The organism is Arcicella lustrica (assembly GCF_034930985.1).
Taxonomy (GTDB): Bacteria; Bacteroidota; Bacteroidia; order Cytophagales; family Spirosomataceae; genus Arcicella; species Arcicella lustrica.
Genome location: NZ_JAYGIM010000007.1, coordinates 245,377 through 264,220, shown reverse-complemented (window position 1 = coordinate 264,220; position 18,844 = coordinate 245,377). Strand labels below are relative to the sequence as shown.

At 36.0% G+C, this 18,844-nt stretch carries 15 protein-coding genes; 6 read left to right on the top strand and 9 right to left on the bottom strand.

Features of this window, described 5'->3' with window-relative positions; translation table 11 throughout:
* The first annotated feature begins 139 nt into the window (after positions 1-139).
* Positions 140-1,561 (top strand): glycoside hydrolase family 125 protein, encoded by a 1,422-nt coding sequence (locus tag VB798_RS10460; protein ID WP_323258419.1) that lies wholly within the window; start codon positions 140-142, stop codon positions 1,559-1,561.
* 257 nt (positions 1,562-1,818) lie between these two features.
* Here VB798_RS10460 and VB798_RS10455 read toward each other — a convergent pair whose 3' ends face one another.
* From VB798_RS10455 to VB798_RS10445, 3 genes are all read right to left on the bottom strand, one after another.
* Positions 1,819-3,135 (bottom strand): TolC family protein, encoded by a 1,317-nt coding sequence (locus VB798_RS10455; protein ID WP_323258418.1) that lies wholly within the window; start codon positions 3,133-3,135, stop codon positions 1,819-1,821.
* A gap of 68 nt (positions 3,136-3,203) precedes the next feature.
* The gene (locus tag VB798_RS10450) at positions 3,204-6,290 is read right to left on the bottom strand and encodes an efflux RND transporter permease subunit (RefSeq protein WP_323258417.1); all 3,087 of its coding nucleotides are present in this window, start codon (positions 6,288-6,290) and stop codon (positions 3,204-3,206) included.
* 97 nt (positions 6,291-6,387) lie between these two features.
* Positions 6,388-7,440 (bottom strand): efflux RND transporter periplasmic adaptor subunit, encoded by a 1,053-nt coding sequence (locus tag VB798_RS10445; protein ID WP_323258416.1) that lies wholly within the window; start codon positions 7,438-7,440, stop codon positions 6,388-6,390.
* A 477-nt stretch (positions 7,441-7,917) separates the two neighbouring features.
* On the opposite strand from VB798_RS10445, the gene VB798_RS10440 reads away from it, so the two are divergent.
* Entirely contained in the window at positions 7,918-8,967 is a 1,050-nt protein-coding gene (locus VB798_RS10440) for an outer membrane protein assembly factor BamB family protein (protein WP_323258415.1), read from the top strand.
* A gap of 163 nt (positions 8,968-9,130) precedes the next feature.
* Positions 9,131-9,652 (top strand): transposase, encoded by a 522-nt coding sequence (locus VB798_RS10435; RefSeq protein WP_323258414.1) that lies wholly within the window; start codon positions 9,131-9,133, stop codon positions 9,650-9,652.
* A 61-nt stretch (positions 9,653-9,713) separates the two neighbouring features.
* On the opposite strand, the gene VB798_RS10430 is transcribed toward VB798_RS10435, so the two are convergent.
* Positions 9,714-9,848 (bottom strand): hypothetical protein, encoded by a 135-nt coding sequence (locus tag VB798_RS10430; protein ID WP_323258413.1) that lies wholly within the window; start codon positions 9,846-9,848, stop codon positions 9,714-9,716.
* 46 nt (positions 9,849-9,894) lie between these two features.
* Between VB798_RS10430 and VB798_RS10425 the strand changes: the two genes are divergently transcribed.
* Positions 9,895-11,781, top strand: a complete 1,887-nt coding sequence (locus tag VB798_RS10425) for an SPFH domain-containing protein (RefSeq protein ID WP_323258412.1) — start codon at positions 9,895-9,897, stop codon at positions 11,779-11,781.
* Positions 11,782-12,101: 320 nt separating this feature from the next.
* Here VB798_RS10425 and VB798_RS10420 read toward each other — a convergent pair whose 3' ends face one another.
* A complete protein-coding gene (locus tag VB798_RS10420; RefSeq protein ID WP_323258411.1) occupies positions 12,102-12,797 on the bottom strand; it encodes a hypothetical protein in 696 nt (231 codons plus the stop codon).
* Between the two features lie 601 nt (positions 12,798-13,398).
* Here VB798_RS10420 and VB798_RS10415 point away from each other — a divergent pair.
* Entirely contained in the window at positions 13,399-13,875 is a 477-nt protein-coding gene (locus VB798_RS10415; RefSeq protein ID WP_323258410.1) for a cytidine deaminase, read from the top strand.
* A gap of 40 nt (positions 13,876-13,915) precedes the next feature.
* Positions 13,916-14,596 carry a TVP38/TMEM64 family protein gene (locus VB798_RS10410; RefSeq protein WP_323258409.1) on the top strand — a complete coding sequence of 227 codons (681 nt, stop codon included), beginning with the start codon at positions 13,916-13,918 and terminating at the stop codon, positions 14,594-14,596.
* A gap of 74 nt (positions 14,597-14,670) precedes the next feature.
* Here the strand turns inward: VB798_RS10410 and VB798_RS10405 are convergent, their stop codons facing one another.
* The 4 genes from VB798_RS10405 to VB798_RS10390 form a co-directional block, all read right to left on the bottom strand.
* Complete coding sequence (locus tag VB798_RS10405) at positions 14,671-15,348, bottom strand: DUF2306 domain-containing protein (protein WP_323258408.1); 678 nt, start codon at positions 15,346-15,348, stop codon at positions 14,671-14,673.
* Positions 15,349-15,781: 433 nt separating this feature from the next.
* On the bottom strand, positions 15,782-16,678 hold the full coding sequence (locus VB798_RS10400) for a metallophosphoesterase family protein (protein WP_323258407.1): 897 nt from the start codon (positions 16,676-16,678) through the stop codon (positions 15,782-15,784).
* A gap of 221 nt (positions 16,679-16,899) precedes the next feature.
* Positions 16,900-17,283: a hypothetical protein gene (locus VB798_RS10395; RefSeq protein WP_323258406.1), complete on the bottom strand. Its 384-nt coding sequence runs from the start codon at positions 17,281-17,283 to the stop codon at positions 16,900-16,902.
* 25 nt (positions 17,284-17,308) lie between these two features.
* A complete protein-coding gene (locus VB798_RS10390; protein ID WP_323258405.1) occupies positions 17,309-18,757 on the bottom strand; it encodes a Gfo/Idh/MocA family protein in 1,449 nt (482 codons plus the stop codon).
* Positions 18,758-18,844: the final 87 nt, after the last annotated feature.

Below are 18,844 nucleotides of genomic sequence, written 5' to 3'. Positions count from 1 at the left end.
TTATAGTTGTTACTAAAACCATCAGTATTATTGAGTACTAATCTAAAATTCTATCTTTACAAAAAAGGTCAGATAGACTTAAAAAAACATCGATATTGAAGGCTTATCCAATTCAATACAATTATAAAACAATAAGTTTATGAACATTAATCGAAGAACATTTATCAAAGCTTCGTCTATTGCAAGTGCTGGTTTACTGGCAAATTCTCCCGTTTTTGCCAATGAATATCCTACCGTTCGTGTGCCATTGAGCCAAAGAAAATTTAGCAGTCCAATCATTGAAGCAACCATCAAAAGAATGAAAACCAGCATCAAAGATGCAGAGGTAGCTTGGATGTTTGAAAACTGTTTTCCGAATACGTTAGATACGACGGTCAATTACCAAATCAAAAACAATCGTCCTGATACTTTTGTCATAACGGGCGATATTCATGCGATGTGGTTGCGTGATAGTACGGCGCAAGTTTGGCCTTATATGCCTTTAATCAAGGAAGACGAACAATTAAAAGCATTGATTGCAGGCGTAGTAAACCGCCAAACGGAATGTATTTTGATTGACCCTTATGCGAATGCTTTCAACGATGGACCAGGGAAATCTGAATGGCTTTCAGACCATACAGATATGAAACCTGAATTGCATGAAAGAAAATGGGAATTAGATTCATTATGTTATACCGTTCGTTTGGCTTTTCATTATTGGAAAACAGCAAACGATACCAGTATTTTTGATGAGAAATGGTTGAAAGCAGCCAAATTGATTATTGCTACTTGTAGAGAACAACAACGTTTTCATGGAAAAGGACCATATCATTTTGGAAGAACTACTTCTTGGTCAACTGATACTGTGCCGGGGAATGGTTATGGAAACCCAACAAAACCAAATGGTTTAATTAATAGCATTTTCCGTCCATCTGATGATGCCACTACTTTTCCATATTTAATTCCTGCTAACTTATTCGCAGTCGTTTCTTTCCGTCAGATTGCGGAGATTGCTACGAAGGTTTATAAGGATACAGTTTTTGCCAAAGAATGCACAGGTTTTGCTAGTCAAGTAGAACAAGCAGTGAAGAAGCATGCCATTATTACGCATCCTGTTTATGGACAAATGTATGCTTTGGAGGTAGATGGATACGGAAACCGTTTATTGCAAGACGATGCCAACGTACCAAATTTAATGGCTTTACCCTATTTAGGAGCCTTGAAATTATCTGACCCAATTTATCAGAATACTCGCAAGTTTATCTTTAGTGAAAACAACCCTTATTTCTTCAAAGGGAAGGCTGCCGAAGGTGTTGGTAGTCCGCATACTTTAATTGACCAGATTTGGCCTATGAGTATCATCATGCGTGCGATGACTTCCACAAACGACCAAGAGATTTTAGCCCAATTACGTTTCTTGAAAAAGACACATGCCAATACTGGTTTTATGCACGAGTCTTTTGATAAAGACGATGCTACTAAATTTACCCGTAAATGGTTTGCTTGGGCAAATACTTTGTTTGGCGAACTAATGTTGAAAATAGAAAAGGAAAGACCGCATTTGTTGGGTGTGAAATTGTAGAAAAAAGAGTCATATCGAATTTAAAAATTAAAAAAGCGGTCGAAAAATTAATTTCGACCGCTTTTTTGTGATTGATGGGCAACGAATTCCTACTGTTTGAGCGGAGCGAGTTTAGGAATTCTTGATTTTTTTGTTACTTTTTGCATCAAGGCAAAAAGTAAGGACGAGAACAAATCCAAAAATCTCTAAAATCCTTTAAAACTTACTATTTCAAGAGAAAATTAGGGCTGCCCCGTATTTTCAATATCAATCAAAAATTAATTACCCAACTGACTAGCAATTTGCTTTAAAGTAATCTCTGCTATTTTGGCTGTGTAGCTTAAATTATTCAGGCGATAGCCAGAGTTTTCAAAACTTTGTTGTGCTTGTTTTACATCAATAATGGTGGCTTGTCCTAATTGAAAACGTTGATTCATTAATTTCAATAATCTATCTGCCAACTCATAATTTTGTTTTTCCGATTCAATCAACTGCAAAGTATTGCTATAAGCTTCCCAAGATTTTGCCGCAGTATTCTGAAAATTCTGAGCAATTACTTCTTTCTGTAAACGAGCCGTTTCTGTGTTAATCTTGGCAACTTGTACTTGGCGAGTATTTGCTGTTCCTGCATATATTGGAATACTTGCGTTTAGTCCTAAAAATGGTCCATAAGTCTGGTTTAATAAAGTAAAACCTGCACCACTTTGGTTACGTCCGTAGTTATAACCAGTATTCAAATTGACTGTTGGGTAACGTCTAGCATTGGCTTCTCTTTCTAACAAAAGATTTACATTAATTTGTGCTTCTGCTGATAAAATACTTGGATGCTTTTTGATATTAGTTTCTATGCTTTCCCATTGAAGACTTTTATCTAATTCAATTGTATCTGTAATCGTAATTACTGTTTTGGGATTCAACACCAAGCTACGAAGTAAATCTGCTTTGCTTTGTTCAATCACAATTTTTTGTGTTTGTAAAGCTTGCGTCTGTGCATTCAAATCTAAACTCGCCTGTAAGAATTCTGCTTCGTTTGATAAACCAACACTTTTACGAGCTTCAATCAATGAAAGTTTTTGTTTTGAAACTTCAATAGATTGGAGTAATGTAGCAACAAAATTTTGCTGTTGTACGACTGCAAAATACTTCAACATCACATCTGCAATGACATTCTGGACACTTGTATTGACCTGTTCTTGACTTTGCTTTTGCAATTCTTCCAAACGCTTTTTAGTAGCCATTACTCTACCCCCATTATACAACATCATAGTAGCCGTAACACTCATATTGGTATTGTTCGACACCACGCCTGTTCTGTTGGTACTTGTTCCGTTACTTAGTTCTTGGTTCAAACCAGTTACTTGTTCATTTGTATTGAAACTCCCAGTAACCGTTGGCAAACCGCCTGCAACACCAATATAATTATTGACAGTATTCGCAGAAAGCGTATTCTTTGAAATCTGAATATCCAAATTGTTTTTTAAGGCTGTTTCAATCGCTTGGCTTAGTGTAATTTGTTGCTGAGCCACAATCGTATGAATGCCTGTAACCAACAAACAGAACGCTAAAGGAACAGTATATTTAAGAAATATTCTCATGTTTTTCGTTGATTTTCAAATTATTAGCCTATCATGTAAGCCTTTCTTTTATTAGGTTAAACCATTGCTTAACCTAATTCTTCCGCTAATTTAGATTCTTCCGTTTTGTAAGTTTTATTAGAGATAAATGTGTAAACGGCTGGAATCACAATTAGAGTAAGGATTAAAGAGAATAAAATTCCGCCAACAACTACAGTTCCTAAAGGAATACGGCTTGTTGAAGCAGCTCCTAAGCTCAAGGCAATTGGTAATGCTCCTAGTGAAGTAGCCAAACTTGTCATCAAAATCGGACGCAAACGTTGCGTGGCAGCTTCTACTACAGCATCAATTCTTGACAGTCCTTCGGCACGTTTATGGTTGGCAAATTCTACAATCAAAATACCGTTTTTCGTTACCAAACCAATCAACATAATCATCCCGATTTGCGAGAAAATATTCAACGTTTGTCCGAATATCCAAAGACTACCCAATGCACCTGCCAAAGCCAAAGGCACCGTAATCATGATAGTGAATGGATCTTTGAAACTTTCAAACTGTGCGGCTAATAGCAAGTAAATCAAAGCCAAAGCTAAACCAAAAGCAAAAGCAGTGTTTGAAGAACTTTCAGAATAATCTCTTGAAGGACCACTCAATGCCGTTTGGAAAGATTTATCCAATACTTTATCGGCAATGGCTTGCATGGCTTTTACGCCATCACCAATTGTTTTTCCTTCTGCCAATGAAGCCGAAATCGTAGCCGATTTCAAACGGTTAAAGTGAAATAATGTTGAAGGATTACTACTTTCTTCCAATTTTACCACCGCACTCAAAGGAATTCTTTCACCACGAGCGTTAGTTACAAAAAGGTTTTCAATATCTGTAGGTTCTTTTCTTTCTTTACGTTCTACTTGTGCAATTACTTCGTATTGACGTCCATTCATCGTAAAGTAAGCTAACCTTCTACCACTGAATGCACCTTGAACAGCACTTACAACATCTTGTGTGGTTAAACCTAAATCCTTGATTTTAATGCGGTCGAAAGTCATTAAAATTTCAGGTTTGTTGAATTTCAAGTTTACGTCAACGTTTTGGAAGGTTTTATCATTACGAGCTTCGTCCAAAAACTTAGGAATCGCTTCTTTAATTTTCGCAAAATCAATGTTTTGTAATACAAATTGTACGGGCAAACTACCTCTTGAACCCAAACCTACTGAAATGGTTTGTTCTTGGATACCAAATACACGAGCGTTGTTAAAACGGCTCATTTTTTTGTTCAATAACTTCGTCAATTCATCTTGGCTTCTTGTTCTTTGGTCTGGGTCAACCAAACCAATACGAGCCGCAGAAGAGTTTGTTCCGCCATTTCCACCAAAACCCGGCACAGCATTAAACACAAAGTCTTTTTCAGGAATAGAATCATTCAAGAAATTCGTTACTTCATCCGAAACCTTTTGAGTAAATAAATAACTTGAACCTTCGGCAGTGCTTACCGTAAAACGGATACTGCTTTTATCTTCCATCGGTGCAATTTCACTTTGTAAGTTTTTGCCTGCAAGCCAAATTAACACACCACAAGCCACTACAATTACCCAAGCTACCCAACGAACTTTCATGAAGCCTTTCAAAATGTTTTTGTAGCCACTTTCCATACCCGTAAAGAATGGTTCGGTTTTGTCGTAAAGCCAACCATGCCCTGCTTTTTTACGAGTTAAATAAACATTCAGTACAGGCGTAATGGTTAGCGAAACAAAGGCTGAAATCAATACCGCACCTGCAACTACAATACCAAATTCACGGAATAAACTTCCTACGAAACCTTCTAAGAAAATAACAGGAAGGAATACCACCGCAAGGGTTAATGAAGTAGAAATTACGGCAAAGAAAATCTCTTTACTTCCTTCCAAAGCCGCTTTTCGAATCGGTAAGCCTTGTTCTAATTTTCGGAAAATGTTTTCTGTCACAACAATCCCATCATCAACTACCAAACCTGTTGCTAATACGATACCAAGTAATGTCAATACATTAATCGTAAATCCGCAAAAGTACATGATAAAGAAAGTAGCAATCAAAGAGATTGGAATATCAATCAATGGACGAATCGCAATTAACCAATTTCGGAAGAAGAAGAAAATTACCAAAACCACCAAGCCAAATGAAATCACCAAAGTTTCTTCTACTTCTTTCAAAGAACGACGAACGTTTTTGGTGTTATCAATTAATAATTTAAACTGAATATCAGATTTGTTTTCTTTCTGAATTTCTTCTAAACGTTTATTGAATTCATCTGCAATTTTAATGTAATTCGCTCCGGGCTGAGGAACAACCGCCAAACCCACAGAGTAAACGCCATTGTATTTCCAACTTTGTTCAAGTGTTTCAGGACCTAATTCTACGTCTGCAATATCACCCAAACGCACAATACCAGTAATACTTTCACGGATAATTAAATCACGAAATTGTTGTTCAGTCGTTAATCTTCCTAAAGCACGAATCGTCATTTCGGTATTACTACCATAAATTTTACCTGCTGGTAATTCAACGTTTTCACGAGCCAAAGCCGTTTGAATATCTGTGAACGATAAGCCATAAGCATTCATGCGGTCGGTTTTCAACCAAATACGCATGGCATAACGTTTCTGTCCTAAAATATTTACACCACTTACATTATTGATGGTTTGGAAACGTTGCTGTAAAACGTTTTCTGCATAATCACTCAATTCCAGCAAACTTTTACTTCTACTTTGAATAGCCAAAAGCAAAATAAAATCACTGTTAGCATCTGCTTTAGAAACTACTGGCGGAGCATCAATATCTTGGGGCAAGCTTCTTACGGCTTGTGCTACTTTATCACGCACATCACTAGCTGCCGCTTCCAAAGGCACATCTAAGTTGAATTCCACCGAAATAGAACTACTTCCTAAAGTACTTGATGAAGTAATTGAACGAATACCCGGAATACCATTAATTTGTTTTTCGAGCGGTTCAGTAATTTGGTTTTCAATAATATCAGGGTTCGCACCAGTGTAGGAAGTCCTTACGGTAACAATGGGCGGGTCGATGGCAGGGTAATCCCTTACTGCCAAAAACGAAAATCCAACTACCCCAAAAAGGATAATCAAGACGTTCATCACCGTGGCAAATACGGGTCTTTTAAGAGATAATTCTGAAATATTCATGAATAATGCTGATTAAATTAATACAGGCTCTACTAAAAGAGTGATTAATTTTATGAAATCTTTTGAATGATGATTTTGAACGAAGAAAGTAAAAGACTTATAAGTTTTTTACGCCTCTTACTTTAACAGGTTTATCTGGACGAGCAAATAAAACACCATCAACCACTACAGAATCGCCTTCACTCAATCCACTTGTAATTTCAACAACATCTTCTTGTCTGAAACCTGTTTCTACTGTTACGTAGCTTGCTTTTCCATCTTTAACAACTACTAGTTTTTTAGATTTATCATCAGGAATAATAGCATTTGTCGGAATCAAAATACTGTTTTGGGCAGCACCAGCACTAAAATATACTTTTGCGAAAGTTCCCGGATTGGCATTGCAATTTGATAACAAAGCACGTACCAATAAATTACGAGTAGTTTGGTTGATTTGTGGCTCACGAGCAATTACAACTGCTTTGCAACGACCTGCTTTTTGTCCTTCCACTTCTACTTCCACAACTGTTCCTTTGCGGATAAGTTGTGTGTATTCTTCAGGAACGGTAAAATCAACTTTTAATTTATTGACTTGCTGAATGGTAGCAATAATTGTAGTAGGTGAAACATAGGCTCCTTGACTGATTTGACGTAAACCCAATACGCCAGTAAACGGAGCTTTCAAGACCGTTTTTTCAATTAATACTTGAGTATAAGCTAAATCTGCCTTTAAACTATTTACTTGGTTTAAAGCAGTATCGTATTCACCTTGACTAATCCCATTAATTGATAAAAGTTTAGCTAAACGTTTTTCTGTTTTTTCAGCTAAATCAAGTTGAACTTTGGTTTTATTCAACTGAGCTTGCAAATCAGCATCGTTGATTCTTGCCAAAACTGTTCCTTGGTTAACAGTAGTGCCTTCAGCAATATTCAAATAAGTAATTCTTCCGCTAACTTCTGTATGAAGTTCAACGAATTCATTAGCAACAATAGAACCATTGGCTTCAACATCCGAGCTAATGCTTTGTTTTTTAGCAATTACTACATCGACGATAGCAGGTTGGTCTTCTTTTTTATTATTGTCTTGAGGCTTCTTACTGTGGCAACTAGCCAAAGCTAAACAGATTGATGCCCCAACAGATACCATTGAGAGCGTATTTTTTTGCTTCATATTTACGTTTGTATGAATAATTTTCTTGCTAAATTTCTATAAAGGTACTTTATAAAGAATAACCTTTTGTCCCGATTTACTTCGTAATCTTAATATATTTCGACTAACTTATCATTTCTATAGATAAGTGGATTAAATATGCCAATTAACTACCTAGTAATGAGTAATTCTTGCTCCTTGAAGGTTCAAAATTTGAGGGATAAAAAAAGTTAGGTTTAGACTTGATGAAGATTGCGTTCTTAGAAAGCAACGCCTAGTCCGCAACGGCTAATGGTATAATGAGTACACAATTATAAAATGCGTTGCATTTTTGCAATGTAACATTGCAGAACACAAGACGTAGTGTAGAACAACTACGCCAAGCGAGGACTTCTTAATAAGAAGTGATTTAATAGATACTGCCCCAGATACAATTGCTGATGCCTTTATTAATTATTTTGATGATAATACAAATTTTTCTAAAATCTTTTTATTGAAATGAAATTAAAAAATAAAATAAGCCGTGTATTTAAATTCAGTGTTTTAGATAAAGATACTGTTGCGTATATTTCAGATGATAAACTTTTTGTAATAAAAAATCAAAAACAGATAGATATTAAAACTCCGAAAGTTTCTAGAATATTATTTAAAGTAGGCAAATATCTTTTTGTTTCAGAGTCGGAACCAGATGGAATGTATGTATATGACTATCAGAATGAATTCACTTTCTTTTTATTGGATTTTATTCTAAATATTCCAATATCGCTTGAAAATAGGAGAACTCAAAAGTATTTTTATCCAAATGTTAGTAGGAAAGATATTGAAGCTATTACAGGAAAAATGGATATAGTTACCCCTAATAATCTAGCTTCAACTTATCCAATTAACTATGGTGGCAATGGTGTTTGGCTTGTTTTATCTGAAAGATATTTCCTATCACTAAAAAATCCCATATTAAAATGCTTACATTTTGAAACAGGAAGCATAAAGTGGGAAATAGACTTTTCGGAGATTGGTGCTTCAATGAAATATGATGGAAGAAAAATAGAAGGGGAAGTAACCAATCTTTATCACACCAGTGATGAGGTTATTGTTGTTGAATTATCTCAAAAAGGAATAGCTGGTGTATCGGCAGACACAGGTGAAATTCTTTGGCAAGTTAACAAAGATGTTGAACCAGTTGAGCCAACTTTATACAATGGCGTATTTTATGGCTTTGCAGAGTTTTATTATGAAATTGATGGTGTTACAGGCAAGCTGTTAAGGCAAGAAAGTTATAAAGAAAGTTTTGCTCAAAATAGTTTTAGAGATTATTGGTTAACAGTTCCTTGTGTTACAGAGGATTTAATAGCCATAACCTCGCATTACGACAACGCTATTTTATTATTAGATAAAGCTACCTTAAACGTTATTCAAAGAATTCAAATAGAAGGGAGTAAAAACGGGTTAGCATTAAGAAATAGTCCGCAAATTCATGGCAATAGTTTATATCAACTAGATGGAGATAATACGCTTCATATTTTTGATATAAGCACTGTTTTAAACTAGATACCACATACCTCATATGAAAAAAGTTTTACATCATTGGGTTCTATCCAATAGCAAATGCTATCTTATTGTTTGCTTTATGGTTTTTTGCCCTCGTTGGAGTTATCTCCAACGAGACGGGCGTCAGCAACGAACCAAGCTTTAATGCAATAAACATAATTTTATGTATCAACACTACATACAGTTTTTTACAGCTACAATTCTATGGTGGAAGCCTTTGCTCAAACCTGATAAGTATAAGCAAATCATCATTGATAGCCTCAAGTTCTTGGTTGAAAATCATCGAGTAAAAGTATATGGTTTTGTGATTATGCCAAATCATATTCACTTGGTCTGGAAAATCAATGAAAACTATTTATTGAAAGATGTACAAAGAGATTTTTTGAAATACACAGCTCAACAAATTAAATTTGATTTGATAAAGAATCACCCTGCTGTTTTACCTCATTTTGAAATGAATCTAAAAGACAGACAATATCAATTTTGGGAAAGAAATCCTTTGAGTATAGATTTATATTCACGGAAAGTTATTGAACAAAAACTATCCTACATTCATGCCAATCCATTGAAAGGAAAATGGTTGTTGGCAAATAGCCCTGATAAATATTGGTTTTCTTCTTATCGTTTTTATGAAATAAATATTGATGAGTTTGGTTTCTTAACTCATTATCTTGAAGATTGTTAATTGGTAAGTTGCTGACGCAAGGCTTGTTGGTGAAAAACACCAACAAGTGCGAAATACTGTATTAGAACTCCCTTCGACGTTCTTTTGCTAATGCCAAGCGAGGGCTATAAAGTCTCCTAAATCCATTTAAGCCTGCCCCAAACCATTCTTCACAAAACGGAATATTTTTATTCGGTTTTCTACAAATTTGGTTCATGAACTTAAGCATCTGAGTTCAAAAATCAACCAAAACATACACAACAATGAACATTCCTATTACCACCATTATCAGCATAGCAATTCCTGTGCTTTGTTTAGTTTTCTACAAATTTATTTTTCGTTTACTGGGCATTATCATTATTCCAGAAGACAAAATCGGTTTAGTTACCAAAAAGTTCGTACTCTTTGGTGATAAAAAATCTCTCCCAGAAGGACGTATCATCGCTACCGAAGGCGAAGCGGGTTATCAAGCTAAGCCTTTAGCTCCGGGTATTTATTTTTGGTATTGGATTTGGCAATACGATATTACGCTTCAGCCACTTACCATTATTCCAACTGGTAAAATTGGCTTAATCTTGGCAAAAGATGGCAAAGAACTTGAAACAGGTTCTATTTTAGCTAGAAAAATCGAATGTGATGGTTTTCAAGATACGGAATCTTTTTTAAAAAACGGCGGAAGAAAAGGACGACAAACAGCAGTAATTACAGCGGGTTCATACAGAATCAATACTTTTTTGTTTGAAGTTGTCATTACTGATATTACTGAAATCCATGAAAACATGGTTGGGATTATTACCACGATGGACGGTGCTTCTATTGAAGCAGGACAAATTGCGGGTAAGTCGATTGACGGTCATAATAATTTCCAAGATGCTGATACTTTCTTGAATAGAGGAGGAAACAAAGGTTTGCAACAACAAGTAATTTTAGCAGGTTCGTACAACTTGAATCCATGGTTTGTGAAAGTAGAAGAAATTCACATGACTGAAATTCCGATTGGGAATGTAGGCGTAGTCATTTCTTATGTCGGCGAAGAAGGTGTTGATATTAGCGGAACGGAGTTTAAACACGGAAATATTGTTTCAAAAGGCTACAAAGGCGTTTGGGCAGAAGCTTTTGGACCGGGGAAATATCCAGTAAATACTTATGTTCAGAAAATTGAAGTTGTGCCTACAACCAACTTAGTATTGAACTGGGCAAGCGCAAGGTCGGAGTCGCATCAATTGGATAAAAATCTGTCAACAATTACCGTTCGCTCAAAAGACGGTTTCCCTTTCAATTTAGATGTTTCACAGATTATCCACATTCCAAATTACGAAGCTCCAAAGGTAATTGCTCGTTTTGGTAATATGAACAATCTTGTCAGCCAAGTACTTGAACCAACGATTGGTAATTACTTTAGAAACTCAGCTCAGGATTCAGACGTAATTTCTTTCTTAGGTTCAAGAAAAGAGCGTCAAGAAACAGCTAGACGCTACATTGGGGAAGTACTTTCACAATATAATGTAAACGCTGTGGATACTTTGATTGGTGATATTGTTCCTCCAGAATCGTTAATGAAAACTTTGACCGATAGAAAACTAGCCGAAGAACAAAAGGTTACTTATGAAACCCAGAAAATGGCACAGGAAACTCGCCAAGCTTTGGAAAAAGAAACAGCAATTGCTGATATTCAAAAAGATATTGTAAAAGCCGACCAAGGTGTTGTGATTGCAGAAAGAGTAGCCGATGCTTCGGTGAAAAAAGCACAAGGTGAAGCCCAAAGTTTGAAATTGCAAGCAGGAGCAGAAGCCGAAAGAGTAAGAGTTCAAGCAAGTGCTGAATCTGAAAGAATTAAGTTAATTGCCAATGCCGAAGCTGAAAAAATCAGTAAAACGGGTACTGCCGAAGCTGAGAAAATTTTAGCGATTGGTAAAGCTGACGCAGAAGCCTACAAATTAGCTGTTTCAGCAATGGGCGAAGGCAACTTTACACAATTGAAAATCACCGAAAGCATTGGTAAAGAGAAAATAAAAGTAATGCCTGACATTTTAATTACAGGTGGTTCTAATGACCAAAATGGTGCATTAAGCGGATTATTGGGACTACGTTTGATGGAAGAAGTAAGTAAAAAAGTAGAGAAAGTAGCTACTGAAAGCCCAAAAGAATAAGAAGAATAAATCAGAACAATATTCCCCAAAACCCGTGAGAATTTCTTGCGGGTTTTGTTTTTGTAGGTTTCGATGAAAACAATGATTGTCTGTAAAACAGTAGGACGAGTTTCCAACTCGTATATACAATTGATAATTTTTTACGAGTTGGAAACTCGTCCTACTTTTCAATTTCATGCCATCGTCAGAGTGTCAAAATCTAATGGTATGGAAAGTACACAAATAAAAATTAAATGCCTTGCATTTTTGGAATGTAACATTGCTTACACATTGACGTAGTGCAGGAACACTACGCTAAGCGAGGGGTAGTCTTTTTTGAGTCAAACGAAATCATCTTCAGTAAGTAAGTCGTTAAAAACCTTGTCATCTTGCACTGAATAATAGCAGTGTCGTTGATATTCTTTTATCCCAAACTTTGTGTTGTCTAACCATTTACACGTTTTTGAATATTCATAAATACTGTCATTCCAAAACCAATTCTTCTTTTCAATCAGAGTTTTGTTTATATTTTTTCCACCGGATGATATTTGTATACTTAAAATTGACTTGTCCTCACTTTTCGTAAGTAAAACTTGCCCAGTAGATTTCCTATCTCTTGACGTTTTTTTTGGATAAACTCTTTCAAATTTGAATCGATTTGAAATTATGTGGTTGTAGGAATTAATGAAAATTGATTTGTCCCAACCATAAGTTTCTGATAACTCCAATATCGCAAAATGAAGTAAGTCAAGAATATACTTGTACTTTTCATGTTTTGATAAGCTGAGATATTTTTCTTCATCAATCATTTTGTCGTAAATACAAATTGATCCAAAATATCTTGGTTCTGTCAAACTAATATTTGGTCTAAGATGTAAAGTTATTCTACTTGTTTTTGGTGGTTTATATCCGTTTAAAAAATTATGGTAAAAGTCTGAAATGTAGTTTACTGTTTTACGAAACTCCAAGTCCTCGGATGTCTTTTTTAATACCGTTCCATGATAGTAAATCGTAATGTCAGAAAGAGGTCGTCCCATGCTATGTGTTTTTTAAAGATTACCGCCAACGAATATATAATCACCATAACACCCCGTTTTTTATAGCTAATAGCGGTTACCTTCCATATCTCTAAACTCCTCAGCAAATTGCTATTTAGTTCAGACTTGTTTTAAAACTAAGTATTTATTTCTAAATATCAAAGATAGTTCTGTCATCAAAAGAGTCTTAACTCGCTAAAACTGTATTGTAACTCCGATTTTCTGTATTAGCTTACAGATTTAGCGAGTTGGAATACTGAAAATCAGAGTTAAAGTTCGCCAAAACGGTATCGAAGCTCTGAAAATCTGAGTACTAGCTCACTCCAACTGAGTCAGTACTCAATAGATGCGAGTTAAAGCTCAGTCAAACTGAGTTGATACACAGAAAATCTGTATTAGAACTCAATTCTTGTGTATTGGTAGATTTATGAACATTTTCGATGCTCCTTGGCTAATGCTAAGAGGGATTTTTTATAAGTATTAATACCAATTTTCTTTCAGCCAATCATCTTTTCAAAAATATCATGAACTATTCCAAAGTATTTTTTCGTTATAGTTTTCCCCATCTAAAAACTAATGAAAATATACCGAATAAACTGATATGCAGAAACTTAATTTAACAATCACCCTTGAAACATACAATAACGACACTGAGCTGTCGGTATTAGAAAATAAATTATTAAACGAAGCTCGCAAAGCTACTTACAAATCGTATGCGCCTTACTCTAATTTCCATGTAGGTGCTGCCATTTTATTAGACGACAACGAAATCATTACTGCCAATAACCAAGAAAATGCGGCTTTCCCTTCGGGTTCTTGTGCTGAACAATCGGCAATTTTTTGGGTTGGAGCGAATTATCCAGAACGAATCATTAAAGCGATTGCAGTAATTGCTCGTCCCGGGAAAGAAGATATTTTCAGAGGTGTTCCGCCTTGTGGAGCTTGCCGACAAGCGATGTTGGAGTACGAAGTCAGACAAAAATCACCAATTCGTTTTATTATGGTGGGAGCAAATCAGCAAATTTTGATTACCGAATCTGTGGGTGATTTACTTCCGATAAAATTTACAGATTTCTAAGTTTTTTGTAGAATGCTATTAAGGCATCTATCTTTGTACAATGTTAGATTTCCTCCAGAAAAATACTTTTTCAATAGTTTATACTTTCTTTTTAGGCTTAATGCCCATTTTTGCTAGCTCCAGTATAAGCTATTGGCTCATCATGCACGAGGAGGAAGTCCGACATTTTACATTACTTCAATGGGTTTTGGTTTACGTGGCTTCATGTTTTAGCATGGCTTTTGCCCTTACTCCTACTACTTTTATTGCATTATTGAGTGGCTATTTCTTGGCTTGGAATGCCTTCGTTCCTATTGCCATTAGTTATTGGTGTGCTTCATACTTGGGTTTTAAAGTAGCGAAATTGATAGATGGCGGAAGGTTTTTGACTAAACTTTCAGAAAAACCTAAAGTAAGGCAAGTACTGGATAATCTTCAACAAGACGAATTCAAGATTATTTTATTAGCTCGTCTTTCGCCTGTTTTGCCATTTGCCGTTACCAATGTGCTGTTTTCTTTCTCAGGAACGAAACTGAAAAACTTTCTGACCGCAGGTTTTATCGGAATGCTTCCAAGAACTATTCTATCAATTTGGTTAGGAACACAAGCACAAGAAATTCGTAAACTGATAGAACACCCAAGTCAAGGCAGTGGCATTCAGTTTTTTGTTTTTGGCTTAATCTTAGTGTCAATGTTGGGTTTGGGATATTTTATTAAGAAAGCTGTAAGTGTTAAGCTGTAGGAAGTTGCGAGCTAAAAAGTTGTTCGTGAGACACGAACAACGGCAAGAAGAGCTCAAAGCTCACGGCTCATAGCCTAAAGCTTACTTTTAGCCTTCTCCATATAATACCTACGAGTTCTGCCAATCATCATTCCGCCGATTACTCCCGGTGCAATCCAAACTACTAAACCCGGAATATAAGGTGGATTATTCACAACCAAAAATGCCGTTACTGTAGCAATATAAGCTCCGCCCATTCTGGAAATATGGTTTTGAAACCAATATCTCGCTTGGAAAGGAACAGTATTATCAATTACTTTTTTGCCTGAGAATACTCTTAAATCTTCTGTAGCCATCAACAACGAAAAGATGCCAAAAACATTAAATAAAATGGCATAAAAAGTAATCCCTTTTTGATAAGCCAATACTCCAAAAGTCATCATTGCTAAAGCACTGATTATGGTTAAAATAGCACCAATCCAATCAATTAATTCGGGTGCTAAATTTTTCTTCATCCGCACTAATCTTGCACCTGTGAAAGTATTATAAAAGCTAAAAACAGCAATTCCTGCTAAGAATATCAATCGAAATTCCATTTTGAAGCGAATCAAAGCCGTTAAAGCTACTAAGAACATCGCCCAATAAAATACATTGCCCCAAAACACATGGGCTTTTCCTCCTTTCTCGGCAAACATGGGTACTAAACCGGCAGTGAGTGCTGTAAAACCTGCTGCGATATGCACATACAAAGCTATTTTTAAAACTATTTCCATCTGAGTATTCGTTTTGTGATTTACGTTTAGATTTTTGTTTTTTGAATGGCTCAAAGGTAGGGCTACCTCACAAAATGGTAAAATACTTGGGGAAATGAACAAGAGATTGGGATGTTTGACAAAGTGGAGGGACTTTGAACAAATTTGGGACATTTGACAAAGCAAAATGGAGGAAAATTGGAGGAGAGGAAGTATTAATACCTTATAAATTATTCCGAATTTTCGTAAGGATGTTTTAAATGAAATAGCCTCATAGAGTCGAAATATCGGTAGTCGTATTATAAACAAATTCCCTTCCAAACCCCATCGGGGCGAAACATTTCGCCCCGATGGGGTTTGGAAGGATTAACAAAAGCTTTTCTACCAATATTCCGTTCCTAGCGGAACTATAAACTAATCAAAAAGACGAGATAACTTATAACTTCCCCAACCATCAATAATTAACATATTTTTCTTCAAAACTACCATCAGCATATAAGTCTAATAGCCCGTAACCCGGAGCAGTTTGCTTGTTGTTGCCTTTCCACCAAGCACCACTTACGGCACCGTTACAGATATAGGTCACGTTATTATACTCAACTTTATCTCGTAAATGCACATGCCCGCTCAAGCAAATTTTAACATTGGGATGTTGATAAAATAGATTGATAATTTTTGCGGTATCGGTGTGCATATCGCCTCCTAACATTTCCCATCTGTTTACCACTTTTTCTTTAATCATCAAAGTAGCGGTAAGGATTGGAATATGCGATAATACAAGAATCGGTGTGGATGGATTGGTGTTCTTTAGCTCCTTTTCAAGCCAAGTAAATTGTTCATCTCCCAATTTACCAATGTACCAAGTATTATCAACATCGAGATGTACGCTATCGAGGATGATAAACTTCCAACCATTTTTCTCAACACTGTAATAAGGTTTGGCAAGGCTCAATTTATCTAAAGTATATTGTTTCCCATAAACAGCTTGTCCTTTATTATTTTCACTCCACCAAACATCATGGTTTCCTAAACAATAATGTGCAGGAATAGAACTTTCTGCTTTGATGATGTCTTCTAATAATTTCCATTGACTATTGATGTTGCTCAAATTTTCTTTGTTCATATCAAAAACAATATCGCCCCCATTCAAGATAAAATCTACTTTAGGACTTTGTTGCTGAACGTGATGCAGACATTTAGCAAATTTTGCAGGAGCGTCTAATTCATTTTTTAAATGAACATCGGTAAGATGCGCTACTCTTAGTACTGGCTTTTTTCCTTTCAAGAGAGGGCTTAAAGCTGGCGTTAAAAATAAGCCTCCAATATTTTTAATGACGGATCTTCTTTCCATTATTTTCCTTGTTTGATTGTTTTTTTGAGTATCATTCTGACAAAAGTAAAGCCTTGATATATACTTTAGATGTTGGTATTGTCATGATTATATTAAGAGTTGATAAAGCATAGTCCTCATCATTTAGTAGCTAGGACGAACTTTAAAATTTGAAGAAGATAAAGGATACAATGTAGTACTGTATTGAGTAAATAGGGGTGATATTCGGTGGATTAAAGGAGCTATTGATTAACATTGCCTCGTTGAATGATAAAATTTATTACTTCACTGAGATATATACCTTTGGCATTTAGATTTATTAGCTTGGCTTTTAGATATATACCTTTGGCATTTAGATTTATTAGCTTGGCTTTTAGATATATACCTTTGGCATTTAGATTTATTGGCTTGGCTTTTAGATATATACCTTTGGCATTTAGATTTATTGGCTTGGCTTTTAGATATATGCCTTGGGTAATTAGATTTATTAACTTGTCTTTTAGATATATGTCTTGGACAATTAGATTTATTAGCTTGGCTTTTAGATATATGCTTTGGGTATTTAGATTTATTATTTTGGCTTTTAGATATATGCCTTGGGCAATGATACTAAAAAGGGAGAACAAGTTAATTTGCCCTCCCTTCTTTATACTATAAATTCCAACCTTGACGGTACTCTCTCTTCACAAACTGATTTGCTTCATCGAAATTGGTAATTTTCATCTCTTTTCCATCCCAAAGCAGTTTCTTTCTTCCATTATAGTCATATTCTTGTAACCATTGCTTGTCTTTTTTAGGAGAACGGAAGAAGTAACTTCTAATCGCTAAATTCCCCATCAAAACAGCTTCCGACATTGGTCCTGAGTAATCAAAAGAAGAACTTAAAGGCTTATGTTTTCCGTAACCATCTCTACAAGCTTGTAACCATTGTTGATAATGTCCCGCACCATCTGAACCGACTACTCTTTCAATTGTGATAGGCAGTTTTTCGCCTTTTGCTTTCAAGCTTTCGCTTCCCCAAAGCGTAGGATTCGAACCATACACACCGCACATCATTACGCCTTTTGTGCCAAGCAATAATACTCCACCACTCCAGTCACCTAATTTTACATCAGCAGGGATTTCTTCTGGACGTTCAGGCATCAATCCGCCATCATACCAAGTCATTTTTACATCAGACTTTCCTTTTCTTGGAAATTTCAAATGAATCATTGAAGCAGCAGGATAACTTTCAGGGAAATATCCTTCTTTGAAAGGACCTGTCCAAGCGGTATTGGCAATACTACATTCCACTTCTGAAGGATAACCCAAACCTAATACTCTATAAGGTGGATCCATCATGTGGCAAGCCATATCGCCCAAAGAACCCGTTCCATAATTTACCCAACCTCTCCAGTTGAAAGGATGATAGGCTGGTTGATAATCTTCCCACTCGGCAGGACCAAGCCATAAATCCCAATCTACTTCTTTAGGAACTTCTACTTTGCCAGTTGGTTTAGCAATACCCTGTGGCCAAACTGGTCGGTTTGTCCAAACGTGAACTTTAGATACTTCACCAATCAATCCCGCTTTATACCATTCTATCATTCTTCGTACACCATCACCCGAAGAACCTTGATTTCCCATTTGTGTCACTACTTTTTGCTGAACAGCAGCTTCAGTCATTTTACGAACTTCGTAAATATTATGTGCCAAAGGTTTTTGTACATATACATGTTTTCCTAAACTCATCGCCGCCATTGCTGAAACATAGTGCGTATGGTCGGGCGTAGAAACCGTTACGGCATCAATGTTATCCTTTTCTTTTTCCAGCATGATACGGAAATCTTTGTACTTATTAGCACTAGGAAACTTCTCGACAGACTGCTTCATTTGGCGGTCATCAATATCACAAAGTGCTGCAATGTTATTTCTTCCACTATCATAAGCTCCAAGAATATCCGACCAACCTTTACCTCCGCAACCGATGGCAGCGATATTGAGTTTATCGGAAGGAGCAATAAAGCCTTTTCCGCCTAACACATGGCGAGGTACAATGTAGAAACCCGCTACTGCCAAAGAACTTTTCTTGAGAAAATCCCGTCTTGAATTATTTTCCATATTTAAAAACTCCTTTGCCCAAACAGGAGTGGTTTAAAGCTTTTACTGATTCGAATGGGCAAATGAATCAGTTTGGTTTGCTAATGA

What these genes read in the sequence shown, in the direction of transcription:
- VB798_RS10460 (WP_323258419.1), top strand. Translation starts at nt 140, where the DNA reads ATGAACATTAATCGAAGAACATTTATCAAAGCTTCGTCTATTGCAAGT.
- VB798_RS10455 (WP_323258418.1), bottom strand. Translation starts at nt 3,135, where the DNA reads ATGAGAATATTTCTTAAATATACTGTTCCTTTAGCGTTCTGTTTGTTG.
- VB798_RS10450 (WP_323258417.1), bottom strand. Translation starts at nt 6,290, where the DNA reads ATGAATATTTCAGAATTATCTCTTAAAAGACCCGTATTTGCCACGGTG.
- VB798_RS10445 (WP_323258416.1), bottom strand. Translation starts at nt 7,440, where the DNA reads ATGAAGCAAAAAAATACGCTCTCAATGGTATCTGTTGGGGCATCAATC.
- VB798_RS10440 (WP_323258415.1), top strand. Translation starts at nt 7,918, where the DNA reads ATGAAATTAAAAAATAAAATAAGCCGTGTATTTAAATTCAGTGTTTTA.
- VB798_RS10435 (WP_323258414.1), top strand. Translation starts at nt 9,131, where the DNA reads ATGTATCAACACTACATACAGTTTTTTACAGCTACAATTCTATGGTGG.
- VB798_RS10430 (WP_323258413.1), bottom strand. Translation starts at nt 9,848, where the DNA reads ATGAACCAAATTTGTAGAAAACCGAATAAAAATATTCCGTTTTGTGAA.
- VB798_RS10425 (WP_323258412.1), top strand. Translation starts at nt 9,895, where the DNA reads ATGAACATTCCTATTACCACCATTATCAGCATAGCAATTCCTGTGCTT.
- VB798_RS10420 (WP_323258411.1), bottom strand. Translation starts at nt 12,797, where the DNA reads ATGGGACGACCTCTTTCTGACATTACGATTTACTATCATGGAACGGTA.
- VB798_RS10415 (WP_323258410.1), top strand. Translation starts at nt 13,399, where the DNA reads ATGCAGAAACTTAATTTAACAATCACCCTTGAAACATACAATAACGAC.
- VB798_RS10410 (WP_323258409.1), top strand. Translation starts at nt 13,916, where the DNA reads ATGTTAGATTTCCTCCAGAAAAATACTTTTTCAATAGTTTATACTTTC.
- VB798_RS10405 (WP_323258408.1), bottom strand. Translation starts at nt 15,348, where the DNA reads ATGGAAATAGTTTTAAAAATAGCTTTGTATGTGCATATCGCAGCAGGT.
- VB798_RS10400 (WP_323258407.1), bottom strand. Translation starts at nt 16,678, where the DNA reads ATGGAAAGAAGATCCGTCATTAAAAATATTGGAGGCTTATTTTTAACG.
- VB798_RS10390 (WP_323258405.1), bottom strand. Translation starts at nt 18,757, where the DNA reads ATGGAAAATAATTCAAGACGGGATTTTCTCAAGAAAAGTTCTTTGGCA.